General features: G+C 67.3%; 15 protein-coding genes. 9 read left to right on the plus strand and 6 right to left on the minus strand.

The features are described from left to right. Positions 1-2 precede the first annotated feature (2 nt). Genes VG566_RS13870 through VG566_RS13885 form a run of 4 tightly spaced genes read left to right on the plus strand, consistent with a single transcriptional unit; the run spans position 3 to position 4,507 of the window. Entirely contained in the window at positions 3-1,223 is a 1,221-nt protein-coding gene (locus VG566_RS13870) for a M20 aminoacylase family protein (protein WP_423172653.1), read from the plus strand. Further along, positions 1,220-1,771, plus strand: coding sequence for a GNAT family N-acetyltransferase (locus VG566_RS13875; protein ID WP_100449926.1), 552 nt, complete (start codon positions 1,220-1,222; stop codon positions 1,769-1,771). Before VG566_RS13870 ends, VG566_RS13875 begins: the two co-directional genes overlap by 4 nt. Then, complete coding sequence (locus VG566_RS13880) at positions 1,768-3,513, plus strand: amino acid ABC transporter permease/ATP-binding protein (RefSeq protein ID WP_277877549.1); 1,746 nt, start codon at positions 1,768-1,770, stop codon at positions 3,511-3,513. The genes VG566_RS13875 and VG566_RS13880 overlap by 4 nt, the downstream gene beginning before the upstream one ends. Before the next feature lie 16 nt (positions 3,514-3,529). Next, entirely contained in the window at positions 3,530-4,507 is a 978-nt protein-coding gene (locus VG566_RS13885; RefSeq protein ID WP_014646904.1) for an ABC transporter substrate-binding protein, read from the plus strand. A 57-nt stretch (positions 4,508-4,564) separates the two neighbouring features. On the opposite strand, the gene VG566_RS13890 is transcribed toward VG566_RS13885, so the two are convergent. Together VG566_RS13890 and VG566_RS13895 are read right to left on the minus strand one after the other, a co-directional pair. Beyond that, positions 4,565-7,684 carry a discoidin domain-containing protein gene (locus VG566_RS13890; protein ID WP_241883801.1) on the minus strand — a complete coding sequence of 1,040 codons (3,120 nt, stop codon included), beginning with the start codon at positions 7,682-7,684 and terminating at the stop codon, positions 4,565-4,567. A gap of 166 nt (positions 7,685-7,850) precedes the next feature. Beyond that, entirely contained in the window at positions 7,851-8,927 is a 1,077-nt protein-coding gene (locus VG566_RS13895) for an MBL fold metallo-hydrolase (protein WP_241883802.1), read from the minus strand. Between the two features lie 104 nt (positions 8,928-9,031). Here VG566_RS13895 and VG566_RS13900 point away from each other — a divergent pair, with 104 nt between their 5' ends. Further along, positions 9,032-9,643 (plus strand): TetR/AcrR family transcriptional regulator, encoded by a 612-nt coding sequence (locus VG566_RS13900; RefSeq protein WP_014646907.1) that lies wholly within the window; start codon positions 9,032-9,034, stop codon positions 9,641-9,643. On the opposite strand, the gene VG566_RS13905 is transcribed toward VG566_RS13900, so the two are convergent. The 4 genes from VG566_RS13905 to VG566_RS13920 form a co-directional block, all read right to left on the minus strand. Beyond that, positions 9,640-11,586: an EAL domain-containing protein gene (locus VG566_RS13905; RefSeq protein ID WP_329855626.1), complete on the minus strand. Its 1,947-nt coding sequence runs from the start codon at positions 11,584-11,586 to the stop codon at positions 9,640-9,642. The two genes, VG566_RS13900 and VG566_RS13905, sit on opposite strands and share 4 nt — an antisense overlap. A 94-nt stretch (positions 11,587-11,680) precedes the next feature. Next, the gene (locus VG566_RS13910) at positions 11,681-12,397 is read right to left on the minus strand and encodes an SDR family NAD(P)-dependent oxidoreductase (RefSeq protein WP_241883804.1); all 717 of its coding nucleotides are present in this window, start codon (positions 12,395-12,397) and stop codon (positions 11,681-11,683) included. 28 nt (positions 12,398-12,425) lie between these two features. Continuing rightward, on the minus strand, positions 12,426-13,154 hold the full coding sequence (locus tag VG566_RS13915; protein ID WP_049406436.1) for a GNAT family N-acetyltransferase: 729 nt from the start codon (positions 13,152-13,154) through the stop codon (positions 12,426-12,428). Between the two features lie 14 nt (positions 13,155-13,168). Continuing rightward, positions 13,169-13,834: an ArsR/SmtB family transcription factor gene (locus VG566_RS13920; protein ID WP_032959997.1), complete on the minus strand. Its 666-nt coding sequence runs from the start codon at positions 13,832-13,834 to the stop codon at positions 13,169-13,171. 55 nt (positions 13,835-13,889) lie between these two features. Between VG566_RS13920 and VG566_RS13925 the strand changes: the two genes are divergently transcribed. From VG566_RS13925 to VG566_RS13940, 4 genes are all read left to right on the plus strand, one after another. Continuing rightward, positions 13,890-14,396: a DUF2938 domain-containing protein gene (locus VG566_RS13925; RefSeq protein WP_032959996.1), complete on the plus strand. Its 507-nt coding sequence runs from the start codon at positions 13,890-13,892 to the stop codon at positions 14,394-14,396. Positions 14,397-14,436: 40 nt separating this feature from the next. Beyond that, on the plus strand, positions 14,437-15,240 hold the full coding sequence (locus tag VG566_RS13930; RefSeq protein ID WP_241883805.1) for an APH(3')-II family aminoglycoside O-phosphotransferase: 804 nt from the start codon (positions 14,437-14,439) through the stop codon (positions 15,238-15,240). 98 nt (positions 15,241-15,338) lie between these two features. Further along, entirely contained in the window at positions 15,339-15,929 is a 591-nt protein-coding gene (locus VG566_RS13935) for a TetR/AcrR family transcriptional regulator (RefSeq protein ID WP_241883806.1), read from the plus strand. Then, entirely contained in the window at positions 15,926-16,960 is a 1,035-nt protein-coding gene (locus tag VG566_RS13940; protein WP_197561180.1) for a heparan-alpha-glucosaminide N-acetyltransferase domain-containing protein, read from the plus strand. The genes VG566_RS13935 and VG566_RS13940 overlap by 4 nt, the downstream gene beginning before the upstream one ends. Positions 16,961-17,027 lie beyond the last annotated feature (67 nt).

Here is a 17,027-nt window from a genome sequence, read left to right on the forward strand (position 1 = left end):
CAATGAGCGGAGAAACTGCGGCAGCACCGGGCCATGCCCGGCGGGATTCCCAAACGACGGGCGTATTGCCCGAGATCGCGGCACGCGCCGAGGCCACCATCGCGATCCGCCATGACCTGCACCGCCACCCGGAGCTGGCCTTCGAGGAGCACCGCACCAGCGCCCGTGTGGCCGAGTTGCTGCAGCAGTGGGGCTATGAGGTGACCACCGGTCTCGGCGGCACCGGCGTGGTCGGCACATTGCAGCGTGGGCAGGGGGGCCGTCGGCTGGGGCTGCGTGCGGACATCGATGCCTTGCCGATCCACGAAGATTCGGGGCTGGCCTACGCCAGCCAGACCGACGGCCTGATGCATGCCTGCGGCCATGATGGTCACACCGCCATCCTGTTGTCCGCCGCGCATTACCTGGCCCATCACGGCACTATCGACGGCACCTTGCAGCTGGTGTTCCAGCCAGCCGAGGAAACCGGCTCGGGTGCATCGAAGATGATCGCCGATGGCCTGTTCGAGCGCTTCCCGGTGGATGCGATCTATGGGCTGCACAACTGGCCGGGCGTGCCGATGGGCCACTTTGGCTTCGTCGACGGGCCGGCGATGGCGTCGGTCGACTGGGCGCGGCTGAAGGTGATCGGCAAGGGCGGCCACGGTGCCGAGCCGCAGGGCAGCGTGGACCCGATCCTGGTCGCCGCGCACATCATCACTGCATTGCAGAGTGTGGTGTCGCGCAATGTCGACCCGCGGCAGATGGGCGTGGTCACCGTCGGTTCGATCCATGGCGGGCAGGCCGCCAATGTGATTCCGGACGTGGTCGAGCTGAAGCTGACCGTGCGCGCCTACCTGCCCGAGGTGCGCGACACGCTGCGCCGCCGGGTGACCGGAATTGCCGAGCAGACCGCTGCCGCTTTCGGGGCACGCGCCGAAATCGAGTTCCCGCGTGGCTTCCCCAGCGTGATCAACCACCCGCAGCAGACCGCCTACATCCGCGACGTGGCCATACAGGGCTTCGGCCACGAACAGGTGGTGCCGGAGTTCGCGCCGCGCACCGCCAGCGAGGACTTCGCTTTCCTGTTGCAGGCACGGCCCGGGAGTTTCGTGTTCGTCGGCAACGGCGACAGCGCACCGTTGCACAGCCCGCGCTATGTGTTCAACGACGCCGCCATTGCACCCGCTGCCAGCCTGTGGGCTCGGCTGGCCGAAGACTATCTGGTGAAGGACGTGGCATGAGCAACAACGAACGCTTCCTCTATACCTCGGTGGATGATCCGCTGGCGCGACCGCTGTTCGATGGCCTGGAGCAGGAGTACGACAGCCGCTATGCCGACGTGCGCCGACGCATCGGCGGCAGCGCCCGCGAGGAGCTGCAACGCTATCCGGCGCAGGCCTTCGCGGCGCCGGTAGGCGCGTTCGTGCTGCTGCTGCGCGATGGTGTGGCGATCTCCGGCGGCGCCTTCATGCCGCACCGCGATCCGGACACCGCCGAATTCAAACGCATCTGGACGCTGCCCGGGCTGCGCCGGCAGGGCATCGCGCGTCGCGTGCTTCAGGAACTGGAAGACCAGGCGGCGCGGCAAGGGTACCGGCGGGTGTTCCTGACCACCGGCTTCCGCCAGCCTGAAGCCGTCGGCCTGTACCTCAGCCACGGCTATACCGCGCTGTTCGACCTGCAGGCCGACCCGGAAACCATCGCGCATCTGCCGTTCGAGAAGCATCTACGTGCGCCGGCGCCAGTGCTTTCGCCGTCGCAGACCGTGTTGCACGGAGCCCACGCATGAGCACGCCTTCGACTGCGCTGGATGGCATTGCCGCACCCCCCGCGCCAGCACCGGCGCTGAAGATCGTGCCGGCCCGGCATCCGCTGCAGGTCTTCGGCACGGTGCTGGCACTGGCGCTGATCCTGATCGGGCTGCAATCCGTGCTGGGCAATCCGCGCTGGGGCTGGGGCACGTTCGCCGAGTGGTTCTTCGCACGGCCTGTACTGGAAGGCCTGGGTCGCACGCTGCTGCTGACCGCACTCGGTACTGGTCTCGGTTTCGCGCTGGGCACCTTGCTGGCGTTGGCCCGGGTGTCCGGCTCGCCGCTGCTGTCGGCGGTGTCGTGGGGCTATGTATGGCTGTTCCGTTCGATCCCGCTGCTGGTGCTGTTGCTGCTGCTGAACAACCTGGGCTACCTGTACAGCACCATCGAACTGGGCGTGCCGTTCACCGGCATCAGCCTGTTCTCGTACCCGACCACGCAGCTGATCGGCGTGTTCACCGCCGCAGTGCTGGGCCTCACCTTGAATCAGGCCGCGTTCTCGGCCGAAGTGATCCGTGGTGGCATCCTCTCGGTCGACCATGGCCAGTACGAGGCGGCAGCGGCACTTGGCCTGCCGCGTAGCCGCCAGGTGCGCCGCATCATCCTGCCGCAGGCGATGCGTTCGATCCTGCCGGCCGCGTTCAACGATGTGATCGGCCTGGCCAAGAGCACCTCGGTGGTCTACGTACTGGCGCTGCCGGAGCTGTTCTACACCGTGCAGGTGATCTACCGCCGCAATCTGGAAGTGGTGCCGCTGCTGATGGTGGCCACGGTCTGGTACCTGGTCATCCTTACCGTGCTGTCGCTGTTGCAGCGGCGCGTGGAGCAACGCTTCGCGCGCGGCCAGCTGCAGCGCGAGCGCTCGGTGTCGCGGGTGTCATCGCCCCCGCGTGTGCAGAGCGAAGCCGCACCGCGCGTAGCAAGCCGCCCGCGTATCGCCCCCCAGGTTGAAGCGGGCGAGGGCGCGGCGGTGTCGCTGCATGGCGTAGGCAAGGTGTTTGGCGACCAGCCGGTGCTGGAAGACGTGAACCTGGACCTGCGCGCCGGCAGCGTGACCGTGCTGATCGGCCCTTCGGGCGCCGGCAAGTCCACGCTGCTGCGGCTGATCAACCACCTGGAACGCGCCGACGGCGGTTACGTGACTGTCGGCGGCCAGCTGATCGGCTACCGCCGCGAGGGCGACACCCTGTACGAGCTGCCCGAGCGCGAGATCCGACGCCGCCGTGCAGAAGTGGGCATGGTGTTCCAGGGCTTCAACCTGTTCCCGCACCTGACCGCGCTGGAGAACATCATCGAGGCACCGATCGCGGTGCGTGGCGTGCCGCGCGCGCAGGCCGAGCAGCAGGCGCGCACGCTGCTGGAACGGGTCGGCCTGGCCGACAAGGCCGATGCCTTCCCGCGCCAGCTGTCCGGTGGCCAGCAGCAGCGCATCGCAATTGCCCGCGCGCTGGCCCTGCAGCCGAAGGTGCTGTTGTTCGATGAACCGACCTCGGCGCTGGACCCGGAGCTGGTAGCCGAGGTGCTGAGCGTGATCGAGGAGCTGGCCCGCTCCGGCACCACGCTGGTGATCGTCACCCATGAGCTGAGCTTCGCCCGCCGCGTAGCCGACCACGTGGTGATGATGGACCAGGGCCGGGTGATCGAGCAGGGCACGCCCGAGGTGCTGTTCGAACGCCCGCGCCAGCAGCGCACCGCCGATTTCCTGGCCAAGACCCTGTAACCGAGAAGGGAACACCATGAGCCCTGCAGCACCGCGTCGTCCCTCACGCAGCACCCTGTTGATCGTGGGCGTGTTGGTCATCGGTATCACCGGTATCGTCTATTCGCGCGTGCGGCAGGCACCGGATGCCGGCACCGTGGCCGCGACCAGCCTGGCCGGTGCGAACACGGCGGTGTTGAAAGGCACGTTCGATCCAGAGGCGCAGTCATTGATCCCCAAGGGGTATCGCTTCGTCACGCCCGGGTCGTTCACCGTGGCCACCCATCCAGGGCAGCTGCCGCTGGCCGACTACGGGGCCGACAGCAAGGACGTTGTGGGCATCGAGCCCGACATCGCGCGCCTGATCGCCGATGCGCTGGGCCTGAAGCTGGTGATCGTGCCGGTGGCCTGGGCCGACTGGCCGCTGGGTCTGGAATCAGGCAAGTACGATGCGGTGCTGTCGAACGTGACGGTTACCGAAGAGCGCAAGAAGAAGTTCGATTTCTCCAGCTACCGTTTCGACCTGCTGGGCATCTACACGCGCGCAGACGGGCCGATCCAGAAGATCGAGAAGCCGGCCGATGTGGCCGGGCTGAAGGTGGTGGTGGGTGCCAGCACCAACCAGGACCAGATCCTGCGGCAGTGGGACCAGCAGAACATCGCGGCGGGATTGAAACCGGTGGAGTACCAGTACTTCGATGACGCCGTGGTCGGGCGGCTGGCGGTGATCACCGGCCGTGCCGATGTGTCGTTCGAGCCCAACGCCACCGGCGCCTATTCCGCACGCGACGGTAAGGTGCGGCGCGTCGGCCTGTTCCCCGGTGGCTGGCCGAACGCTGCGGCGATCTCGGTGACCACGCGCAAGGGCAGCGGCCTGGCTGATGCAGTGACGCAGGCGCTGAACACCCAGATCGCCAGTGGCACCTACGCGCAGGCGCTGAAACGGTGGAATGTGGCCGAGGAAGCCGTGCCGCAGTCGCAGACCAACCCGCCGGGATTGCCGACGTTGCAATGACACCGGGCGTGGCCCGGCGCGACCTTCGCTTGTAGAGCCGAGCGATGCTCGGCTGTTTTACCAACGCGCCTCCAGCGTTCTGAACGGTTTCGCCAGGCGCACGCCCTCGGCGTCGAAGTCGGAAATGCTGCGTCCGTCCACACGCACCGTCTTCGGCATCGTGCGCGCCGGCCACCAGATCTTCACCGCCGTTCCGCCGCGCAGCCCTTTGCCAAGCCCCACCGTCAGCACCCCGTCGCGCTGCCGCGCCTGCATCTGCAATGTGCCATACGCCGTCGGCAGGCGTTCCACCGCCAATCCATCCCCCGCCACCCACGAGGGCGGTGTGCCCGGCAGCAGCGAGAGCGCATCATCGTCTTCGCGCATCAGCATGCCGAACAGGGTGCGGCCGTATTCGGCGCCGATCCAGGTATGCGGCATGTCGCCGAGGTAGCGCGGGAAGCGCAGCCGTGAATGCACTACTTCGGCCAGCACCTGCCATTCAAGCGGGCGCCGGTCATGAAGCAGGCCCTGCAGCAGCTCGTCAGCCACGTCTGGCTGGCCCAGGTGCACATAGCTCAGCACGTTGCGGATCTCGTACGGCGTGTAGGCATACAGCGCACCGGGCTGGCTGCGCTTGCGCACGTCTTCCAGGTAGCGGGCGAAGGTGGTCCGCAACGCATCTGCCGGCAACACGCTCTGCGCGCCGGTCGGGTCCAGGGCGATCGACACGCCCGTGGGGTCACCATCGCCAAGATCGGCCGATGACGGAATGAAGTCGATGCCCTTCCACGCCATCGTTGCGCGGATCGAGGCACGCAATGCGTCGTACAGCGCTTTGTACTGCTCGCGCGCCCAACGGGCGGTTTCGTGGTCGCCCAGCGCCTCGGCCAGCCACGCGCCGTCGTGCCACCCCTTCAGGCCCCAGTAGTCATCCCAATAGCTGTGGGTGGGTGATGGATAGCCCTCATGGCTGATCGATGGTGCAAGGATGCCCGCAAAGCGTTCCGGGGCAGGCTGGTCAGCCTTGTATCCGGGCACCAGCGTGCGCTCGCGCAGTTCCTGCAGGAAGTGCAGCGCGGCCTTCACCTTCGGCAGGTAGTCACGCACCGACTCGGGTCCGCCATCCAGCCGTGCAACGTCGGCGACCAGCGCCACGTACTGGCCCTGGCTGTCGTACTCGATGTCCGAACCGAAGCCGGTGTTGACGCTGCCATCGTCATTGAGGATCGGCGAGACCAGGCCGTTGGCATGTACGCCGTGTTCGCTGTACCAGGCCAGGTAGTCGCGCGCGACCTTGGCCTCGCCCATGCGCAGCAGCACGGCCGAGGTGGCCATGCCGTCGCGGATGAAGGAGCGGTTGTAGTTGCGCGGGCCGGGCTGCATCGCCGGGCCGGTCTGGTTGATCAGCATGTAGGCGGCCTGCGCGCGCAGCATGTCCACCAGTGATGGGTCGGGCAGGCGCAGGCCGACCTGGCCCAGCCGTGCCTGCCAGTCCGCGGACGCCTGCGTGGCCAGTGAATCGAACGCCGCATTGGCATCGCGGGGAAGCGTGGCCAGATCCAACGCAGGCGCTTCGGGCAGCACGCCATTGGCATCCGCGGCGGCGGTGCCCAACGGGAACGCGACCACGATGGCATCGCTGGTTCCCGGCGCCAACGAGACGCGGTAGTCCAACGCAGCCGAGGCAAGACCCTGGTCATCATGCGCCTGTTGCGCGGAAGGCAGTTGGCCGGCAGCGATGTCCGCGGTGATTTCCGTGGCGCCATCCCTGCCGAACGGCGCCGCGCCGGACGCAGCCACTGGCGTGAGCGACTGCAGCAGCGTGCGGCCATTGATGCGCACGGATTGCCTGTCGATGGCCACATCGCGGATCGGCGACAGCCCGCCGTTCTGCCATGGCGGGTTCATCTGCATCGGGCGCACGACCAGGCTGAGCCTGCCGTCGATCCGGGTTTTTCCGGTGTTGTGCAGGCGATGACGCAGGAACGTTACCGGCTGGCCGTTGCGCTCGATGGCGAATACCTCGCTGCGCAACTCCAGCCCGGGCTGCGGTGACCACGTAGCGGAGGGCATCGGCTTCCAGCCATCCCGCAGCGCGTGCTGTATCGGCTGTCCTGCCGCGCCAGCGGCGCGGCCGTCAGCACTTCGCCAGATCGGCTGCACCAACGGCGCGCCCTTGAAGGCTTCCAGATTGCCGTATTCGTCGAAGATCGACTTCTGCCGGCCCGCATGCACGCCCACTGCGGTCCAATAGGTCTGCTGCATCTGCAACGACGCCGGGAACAACGCGCGCTGCGCACCGCTGGCGGCGATCTGGTACTGCTTCATCGGTGTCATCACGGCCTTCGGGCCGAGCAGGCGCAGGCGCGCGATCTGCGGTGCAGCGCCGTCCACGCTCAGGCGGAATGTACGTAAGGGTTGTGCTGCAGTGGCGGCCAGCCAGCTTTGTCGATGATTGGCCGCTTGTGCATCGTGTGCGAGGTCCTGCCAACGGCCCTGTGCATCCTGCACCTGCAGTCGCGCGGCGCCGCGCGCGCCATCGGCCCAGTCGACGACCAGGCCAGCCGTTGATTGGGCCCGCGGCAGCGTGATCTCGAACGTATGGGATCCATTTGCCCCGGCCGGCATCGCGACGGTGCCGCCCCCTTGCCAGAGCGCCGCTGCCTGCGTTGCATCGATACCGCTGATGCGTGCGCTGAGCGTGCTGTCCAGTGGCTCCATCTCGAAGATCGACACGCCCCAATCGGAGGTGCGCTGCGGGCTGGCCAGCCGCAGGTAGCGTGCCTGCCGCGGCGCGAAGTACAGCGTTTCCACGTCGCCCAGCGAATCGGCCATCGTGTACGCGGTCTGCCACTGCGTGCCGTCCAGCGAGGTCTGCAGTGAATAGCCTTCCGGGTTGGAGACATCCCAGGTAAGGCGCGCACCGGCCAGCAGGGTGGGCGCGCCCAGATCGATCTGGAACCAGTGGCCCGGACTGAAGGCGCCGCCGGTGACGGTCTTCGGGTCGCCGTCGATCAGGTGGCCGATCGCCATTGCCGGCACCTGCTGCGAGGAACTGCTGGCCTGCCATTGGCTGCGCGGTGGCAGCGTCTGTGCCTGTGCGCTGGAGGCCAGGGCGGCCAACAGCAGGGCGGCGGCAGATCGCCATGGGATAGCTGAGCGGGAGACCTTGGAGCGTTCGGCGCGCAACGTCATTACAGACAGCCTCGCAGGTTCGACCGGAATCGGGCGAGCGCTACGCTAGCAAGGGATGTAATCGGTTACATGACGCACTGCAGCGCCGCAGGCCGCTTCCGTGGTTGACGCAGCCGAGCATGGCTCGGCTCTACATGGCTTCCGGCAGGTCAAACGGCATCCCCCGCTAAAGCTCCACCGTCTCCCACCATCGCGTACCCGCCTGCGGTGCCTGCATGTCCAGTGCTTCGCCCATCATCGGCGTGGCCACCGGCACATTCTTTGCGGCCGCCAATGCCGTGATGCGCTCGAACGGCTGCTGCCATGCGTGCAGAGCCAAGTCGAAGGTGCCGTTATGGATCGGCAGCAGCCACTTGCCGCGCAGGTCCAGGTGCGCCTGCAGGGTCTGTTCCGGCTGCATGTGCACGAACGCCCAGCGCGGATCGTAGGCGCCGGTCTCGATCATGGTCAGGTCGAACGGTCCGTACTTCTCGCCGATGGCCTTGAAGCCATCGAAGTAGCCGGTGTCGCCGCTGAAGAAGATGCGGAAGTCGCCGTCCTGGATCACCCATGACGCCCACAGGCTGCGGTCGCTGTCACCCAGCCCGCGGCCGGAGAAGTGCTGGCCCGGGGTCGCGGTCAAGCGCAGGCCACTGGCTTCAGTCGACTGCCACCAGTCCAGCTGTTCCACCTTGCTGGCGTCCACACCCCATGCAATCAGCTGGTCGCCGACGCCGAGCGGTGCGATGAAGCGCGCGGTCTTGCCGGCAAGCTGCATTACCGCGGCATGGTCGAGATGGTCATAGTGGTTGTGCGAGAGGATCACGCCGGCGATGGGCGGCAGTTCGTCGATGCTGATCGGCGGTGCGTGGAAGCGCGCCGGCCCCATCCACTGCACCGGTGAGGCGCGCTCGGAGAACACCGGGTCGGTCAGCCAGTACTGGCCACGCAGCTTCAGCAGGATCGTGGAGTGCCCAAGCCGGAACAGTCTGCGATCCGGCGCAGCATCCAGGGAGGCGCGGTCCAGCGGCTGCACCGGAATCGGGTGGGCGGGCACGGTCCCCTTGGGCTTGTTGAACAGGAACGTCCACCAGATCTCCGCACCGTCGCGCAGGCCCATCGCCGGACGGGGCAGGGCATTGCGGAACTTGCCGTCGCGGTACTGCGGCGAATCGGGGAAGTCGGGGAGGGACCAGGACTTGCAGAAGGTGTAGGCGGTCACGGCGAGGATTCCAAGCAGGAGGACAAGGAGCAGGCGCTTCATGGGTGACGTCCGCTGGGTACACTGCACAGTGTAGTTTCGCATTTTTCAAAAGTACACTACTGGGTGTAAAATGGTGGCGTCCGTTCAGCTATCCGGTCTCCGCCATGCCCCGTGCCCCACAACGCCTGACCGACCGCAAACGCGAGGCCATCGTGCGCGCGGCGGTGGAGGAGTTCCGTGCATCGGGTTACGAGGCGACCAGCATGGACCGCATCGCCGAGGTGGCCGGGGTCTCCAAGCGCACCGTCTACAACCACTTCCCGAGCAAGGAAGCGCTGTTTTCGATGATCCTGGAGGAGCTGTGGGAACGCAGCGTGGCCAGCGACGCACTGCCGTATCGCGCGGACCAGCCGTTGCAGGCGCAGCTGCTGCAGTTGCTGGGCCAGAAGCTGGAACTGCTCAGCGATGCCAACTTCATCGACCTGGCACGGGTGGCGATGGCCGAGGTCATCCACTCACCGGAGCGGGCGCAGGCCATCGTCTGCCGCATGGGCGAGAAGGAAAGTGGCGAGAGTGCGTGGATCCGCGCAGCGATCGCCGATGGCCGGTTGCGAGAGGTTGATCCGGAATTCGCCGGCCACCAGCTGCATGGGCTGGTGAAGAGCTTCGCGTTCTGGCCGCAGGTGACGATGGGGCAGCCACCATTGACCGCGCAGGAACGCGCACGCGTCGCCGAATCGGCGGTGGCCATGTTCCTGGGTTTCTACGCGGTCTAGCTGGCGGCGAAGCGACGGAACTCGTCGGCCGGCAGTGCGGCCGAGTACAGATAGCCCTGGCCGACATCCACGCCCAGCGCGCGCAGGTGCTGTTCCTGCGCCAGGGTTTCGGTCCCCTCGGCCACCACGATCGCGCCGCAGCGGTGCGCGACTTCGACGATGAAGCGAACGATCGACTGCGACTTGGCGTCGGACAGCGTGGCGATCAACGCCTGCTCGATCTTGACCTCGGCGATGGCCAGCTGCGAAAGCAGGATCAGGGTCGAATAGCCCGCGCCGAAATCATCCAGCGACAGGGTGACTCCGGCCGCCAGCAGCTGTGCGATGTTGGCATCGACCAGGTCACGCTCGACGATCTCGGTCCATTCGACGATTTCCAGCCGCAGCATCGCGCCGGGGATGTCGTGCAGCTGCAGCAGTTCCTGCAGGCGCAGGCCGAAGTCGGGCAGGCGCAGGGATTCGGCTGACACATTGACTGCGATGGTCAGCGCCGCGCCGTCCTGCCGGCAGTGCTGCAGGAAGTGCACCGCCGACTGCAGCGTGGCCCATTCCAGGTCTGCCAGCCGGCCCTGCCGGCGCAGCAGCGAGATCACCCGCATCGGTGCAATGGGCCGGCCTTCGCCATCGCGCATGCGCAGCAGCGCTTCGGCGCCCACCAGCTGGCGGTCCTGCAGGCGATGCTTGGGCTGGTAGCACAGCGGTGCGTCGCCCTGCTGCAGCCAGCGTTCGAGGGCGACTTCGATCAGGGCGTCGATCTCGCCGTCGCGCTGGATCGGGTCGTCGAAGAACACGACGCCGGATTCGATCGCGCTCAGTGCCACGGTGATCGCGCGGAACGGAAGATGTCCTTCGTCGGCATCAACGGGGGGCTTCAATTCAACCACCGCACAGCGGAACAGCGGCCGGAAGCCAGGCCAATCGCGGCCGACCCGATCGGCCAGGTTGCTGGCCAGCTCGGTGATCTGCGGTTGTATGCGCAGTTCGGACAAGGTCATGCCGCGCACCAGGATCGCCAGCGCGGCATCACCGAACTGGTAGACCTCCACGTCGTCCACCGCCAGCGATGGCAGCAACCGGTGGACGTCGGCCGGTGTATCGCGCTGCCACAGGCCGTTGTCCTGCAATGGCCCGTAGCGCAGGCGCAGATCGCGCAGGTTGCCCATCTCGGCCACGATCAGGCAGGCCTTGCCGATGCCGTCGTTGTCGCGCCAGTACCGCTGCAGGCGTTCACCGAGCGCACGCATGTTGGGCAGGCCGCTGATCGGATCGATGCGCAGCCACGCCTGTTCGCGCTGGCGCTGCGCATCGATCTGGGCATCGTTGTAGACCAGCGCGAACACTGCGCCGAGTACCAGCAGCGAGACCGGCAGTGCCAGCACACGCTGGATCGCCAGTTCGGCCACCGGTAGTTGATCGGCCCCAATGATCGCCACACCCAGCGCCAGGCCCAGAGCGGTCATCCCGATACGCACGGACCACGCCTGCAGGATCATGCGTGGCGAGAGTTCGTTGAGCATGCGCGGGTGCAGGCGCCTGCGCAGCCAGACGCCGGCCACCATCTGCAACACGGCCTCGAGGCTGGCAGGCAGGAAGAACTGGGTGCCGACGAACTGGTAGCGGGCGAGCAGGGCGGCGGCCAGGCAGGCCAAGCCGCCGCGCCAGCCACCGAGCAGGCCACTGACCAGCAGGATGTCGAAGCCGAGGTGCAGCTTGACCACTCCCTGGGTGTAACGGGCCACGAACCAGGAATTGAACAGGTAGATCAGGCCCAGCGCTACGCCGACATACAGGCGCCGTCCTTCAATGGCGTGCCCGGCGCGACGGGTGGCGATCAGCAGCACGCCGATCATGCCGATCACCGCCGTGGCCTGCAGCAGGTACAGCGGCAGGCTGGGCAGGGCGCTGTCCAGGACCTGGGCCGAGACCCGTGAAAGCGCATCCATAGCAGGTTCCCGCCTGTGACCGACGGCCAGTGACGAGCAGGGTAAACCACAGGCGCCTGTGCGGCCACCAAGGGCCAGGCCAAGGTCCCTGCGGTCAGTAGCGCGGGTCGGCGATGGCGGGCAGCACCAGTTCGCGCACGAAGGAGGACGGTGACAGCTGCAGCAGGGCGCGTACCATCGCCACGACATCATGGACCGGCACCAGTGCGCCGTCGCCGCGCGCTGCGGCGTCCGCTACCGGCACTGACAGTGCATCGTCGGTGTTGAGGTAGCCCAGCTGCAGGCTGGTTACCGCCAGGCGCCGATCCCGGAAGCCTTCGCGCAGCGCATCGGCGATGCCGTTGAGCGCGAACTTGGATGCGCCGAACGCCACTTCCGGGCGGCCGCTGCGCGGCAGCGCCGAGGTCGAGCCGGTCAGCACCAGCTGTGGACGTACTGCGCCCAGTACCCTCGGCAGCAGGCGCCGCAGCAGCACCAGGGTGGCAGTGATGTTGACGTCGACCAGCTGGGCAAGCGCGGCATCGCTTTCGTCGAGGAAGGCGTACTCGTCGCTGAAGGCCGTCTCTTCCCAGATGCCCAGGTTGTGGATGAGCACATCCAGATCGGCCGGCGCCTGCGCTGCGATGTGATTGGCAGCAAGGGTGGGCTGGGACAGATCCGCTTCGATCCACTGCAGGGTGACGCCCTCGGGGCATTCGAGGTCGTGCGGGCGGCTGCGCGAAACGCCGATGACGGTGTCGCCCGCACTGCACAGGCCTTCGACGAACGCTCGACCGAGGCCCCTGCTGGCGCCGATGACCATCAATTTCATGTGGCTTCCTTGTTGTGCTGCGGCGGCCTCAGTCGGCCGCCAGAATGGTGTCCCAATCGGCGAACGCGCGCAGGCCGCTGCGTCCGGCGGTGATGATCGAGGCGGTGTTGTCGAGCTGGCAACGGTATTGCGGCTGCAGCCCGGACGCCCGCGCGGACACGGCCATGGCGTGTACCAGCTGTCGCGCGTGACCGCGACCGCGGGCCTCGGGCAGGGTCAGTACGCCCATATCGGCGAAGGCTGGATCCAGGCTCCAGGGGTACATGCTTCCCGCAGCGACCAGGCACTCGCCGTCGAAGGCACCGAACACCTGCCAGTGATCCAGCTCGACCCATGCGGCATCGAGATCGTCCTCGCTGGCGGTGGCCTGGAACGCGTTGAACGCTGCCGCGTCGGTCGCGCCGAGGCGGCGGATATGTGGTGGGGCAGGGTGTTCGGCGAGGGCGGCGAGTGTTGCGGTGGGGAAGTAGAAGACACGATCCGCGCCGTGCGTATGCTGGCCGAGCTGCTGCAAGCGCTGTTGCAGCTGCGCCAGTGTCCAGTGCGGTTGCGCACGCAGTTGCAGGCGAGCGGCCAGGGCAGGACGCAACAGCGCTCGGGCGGGGCCCGCGACCGGCTGTAACAGCATGCCGTCCTCACCCTCATCGACATCATCGCTGCACGCCAGGTGCAGCTGCGGCCCCTGCTGCAACGTGCGCTGGCCGGCGAACACGCGCTGCCAGGCAGCATCGATCAACGGGGAAATCGCATCATCCATGACAAACGGTTCGCTCAGTGTCGGGGCAGTTCAACCTGCAGGCCTGCGGCCTTCCATTCGGGATAGCCGGCGGCCAGTCGCTGCGCGCTGAGGCCGGCTTCGCGCAGCATCATCACTGCATCGTTGGACAGCACGCAGTAGGGCCCGCGGCAGTACGCGACAATGTGGACGGCGCGCGGCAGTTCGTCCATCCGCGCGTGCAGTTCCGTAGCGGGAATGTTCAGCGCGCCGGGCAGGTGGCCCAGATCGAATTCCTCGCGCGGCCGCACGTCCAGCAGTACCACGCTGTCGCGTTGCTCCAGCAGCTGCTCGACGGTCAGCCCTTCCAGTGCATCGCGGCGCTGCAGGCTGTCGGTGAGGACGCCCTGCATTTCGCTGCGCTGGTGGTCGGCATAGTCGCGCAGCGCGGCCAACAGGTTGGCCAGTGGGCCGTCAGCGCTGCGGTAGAGGATGCGCTTGCCGTCACGGCGGGTCTGCACCAGGCCGGCACGACGCAGCTGCTGCAGGTGCTGGGAGGTATTGGCCACCGACAGGCCGCTCAGTTCGGCCAGGCGCTCGACCGCACGCTCGCCCTGGGCGATGTGCTCCAGCAAGGCCAGGCGGTGCGGGTGGCCCAGGGTGCGGGCGATCTCGGCCAGCGCTTCCAGCGGGGACGGCGGCAGCTCGGTTGCAGCGTTCATGCCGGGAACGCTAGCATCGCTCTATCATTCAAGCAAATAATTGAAGGTGGGCGGAATGAGTGGCTGGGCGACGACATTGGTGATCGATGCGGTAGTGATCGGCGTCGGCGCGACCGCGCTGATGGATCTGTGGGCGTTGCTGCAGCGCAGGCTGCTCGGCATTCCGTCGCTGGATTTTGCGATGGTCGGCCGCTGGCTCGGCCACCTGCGGCGTGGGCGCTTCCGCCATGATGGCATTGGTCGTTCGCTGCCGGTGGCCGGCGAGCGCGCGCTGGGCTGGACCGCGCATTACGTGATCGGTGTGGTCTTCGCCGTGTTGTTGCTGGCCGTGGTCGGGAACGGTTGGGTGCAGGCACCGACCCTGTGGCCGGCGCTGGCCTTCGGCATTCTCAGCGTTGCCGCGCCGTTCTTCATCCTGCAGCCGGGCATGGGCGCCGGCATTGCCGCTTCGAAGACCCCGGCGCCTGGCAAGGCGCGGCTGCGCAGCCTGGTGGCACACAGCGTGTTCGGCGCAGGCATGTACCTTTCCGCGCTGCTGTTGGCCGGGGTCCGTGCAGGATGAGCGAGAATCCGTGGGTCACCGGCAACAGGAACATCCCCGCATGGAAGCACCCGATCCCTTCACTGACGGCATGCCGCTGCCGTGGGCGTGGCGGGAAACATTGGCCGATGCGCGCATCGAGCGACAGTCGATCGGCGTATCGCGCGCAGACGTCGCCCGTGTGCATCGCCCGGGACAGGCTGATGCCTTCCTGAAATCGGAAGTGATCGATGCCTTCAGTGAGCTGGGCGATGAGATCGCGCGCCTGCGCTGGCTGCAGGCGCAGGGCCAGCCGGCACCAACGGTAATTGCCACCGCCGAAGAAGCGGGCCGGCGCTGGTTGCTGATGAGCGCGCTGCCCGGCCGCGACCTGGCCTCGTCGCCTGAGCTTCCGCCCCAGCGCCTGGTGGAACTGCTGGCCGATGCGCTGCGGGGCCTGCATGCCATACCGGTGGCGGCCTGTCCGTTCGACCAGCGGCTGGCCTCGCGCCTGCAGGCCGCGCAGGCACGGGTCGAGGCGGGCCTGGTCGACGCCGATGACTTCGATGACGAGCGCCTGGGGCAGAGCGCACAGCAGGTGTTCGCCGAACTGCGCGCCACCCGGCCCGATCACGAGGATCTGGTGGTCAGCCACGGCGACGCCTGCCTGCCGAACCTGCTGGCAGCCGAAGGCCGTTTCAGCGGCTTCATCGACTGTGGCCGGCTGGGTGTGGCCGATCGCTACCAGGATCTGGCGCTCGCCGCGCGCAGCCTGGTCCACAACTTCGGCGACACGCGCTGGGTCGCGCCGCTGTTCCGGCGCTATGGCGTTGTGCCCGACGAACGGCGGCTGGCGTTCTACCGTCTTCTCGACGAGTTCTTCTGAAACCGCACAGGGCAGCGTAGGGCAGGGCTGAACGGTGCCCTGCTAGCGGATGCGCGCGCCCTTAAAAAAGGGACGAACGTTCGTTCACTATTTGTGGCATGAACCGAACCGACCGCAACGAGCAACGCATCGCGCAGATCCTGCAGGCCGCCCTGCAGTGCTTTCTCGTGAAGGGCTTCCACCAGACCAGCATGCGTGACATCGCGCAGGCGGCCGGCGTCAGCCTCGGCAATCTCTACAACCACTTCCCGGGCAAGGAGGCGATCATCCTTGCGGTGGCCATGGCCGAAGGCGAGGAACTGGCACCGTTGCTGCAGCGACTGGCGGCGTCCGATGGCGAGCGCGCACGGGTGCTGGTTTTCCTTCAGGACTTCCACGCACTGTGCCAGCAACCGGAGTGGGCAACGCTCGCCGTCGAAGTGCTGGCCGAGAGCGCACGCAATCCGGCCGTGGCCGAGGCATTTGCGGCCAATCGCAGGCAATTGCAGGCGACGCTGGCCGAAGCCCTGCAGCAGGTGGCACGGCGCGAACGTCGGCGCCCCGTGCTGGCCCCGGCACTGCAGGCACAGGTGCTGCTGGATGCCATCGAAAGCGATGCCCTGCGCCGAGGGCTGGGCGAAGCCGGGGGCACCGATGAGGCATCGCTGGATCTCGGCCTGCTTGCGCTGCTGCTGGGCGCACGCGCATGAGCGCCGTCGACCGGCGACTGCACGGCGTTGATCTGGCGCGTTACCTGGCCTTGGCCGGCATGGTGCTGGTCAACTTCCGCCTGGCGATGGCCGTCCCAGCAGAGGGCGCCGGATGGTTGGCAGGCGTCTTCCACTTTCTGGAAGGCAAGGCTTCGGCGACGTTCGTTACGCTGGCAGGGTTGGGCCTGGTACTGGGCACGCAGCGGCAGGGTTGGTGGCCGGCCAGTGTGCAGACCTGGCGGCGCGCGCTGTTCCTGCTGGTGCTGGGCCTGCTCAACCTGACCCTGTTCCCGGCCGATATCCTGCATTACTACGCGGTGTATTTCGCGCTGGCCGTGCTGTGGCTCCGGGCCTCGCCGCGGGTGTTGCTGGCCAGTATCGTGGGGATCGCGGCCTGTTCGTTCTGGGCGTTGCTGCACTGGGACTACAGCCAGGGATGGAACTGGCAGACGCTGGAATACGCCGGTCTGTGGCAATGGCCGGGCGCGGCCCGCAACCTGCTGTTCAATGGGTTCCATCCACTGCTGCCGTGGCTGTGCTTCTTCCTGCTGGGCATGCTGCTGGCGCGGCTGCAACTGTCGCAACCGCGGGTCCAGCGCGCGCTGCTGGTGCTGGGCCTGATGCTGATGGTGGCTGGACATGGCGTGCAGCAGCTTGCGCAGGGAACGCCCTGGCAGGCGTGGCTGGGAACGCAGCCGATGCCACCGGGACCGGCCTACGTACTCACGGGTGCGGGCGCGGCCTGCAGTGTCATTGCCGCCTGCCTGTGGCTGACGCGTGTGCGACCGGGTGACTGGCTGGAACCGTTCACCGCGGCCGGGCGCATGACCCTGACCCTGTACGTCGGCCACATCCTGCTGGGCATGGGCACGCTGGAAGGCCTGGGCCTGCTCGATGGCAGTGCGTCGCTGCCGGCCGTGCTGCTGTGGGCATTGTTGTTCCTGATGCTGGCCACGGGCGCAGCGTGGCTGTGGTCCTGGCGGTTCGCGCGGGGCCCATTGGAAGCGGTGATGCGACGCGTCGCCGGCTAGCACTTTGGTCGCGCAGGCACGATGTTGTGACGGACATGTCTGTGTCGCGGCCCGCGCATCTGCGATA

It is taken from the genome of Stenotrophomonas sp. CASM114 (assembly GCF_049384325.1).
GTDB lineage: Bacteria > Pseudomonadota > Gammaproteobacteria > Xanthomonadales > Xanthomonadaceae > Stenotrophomonas > Stenotrophomonas muris.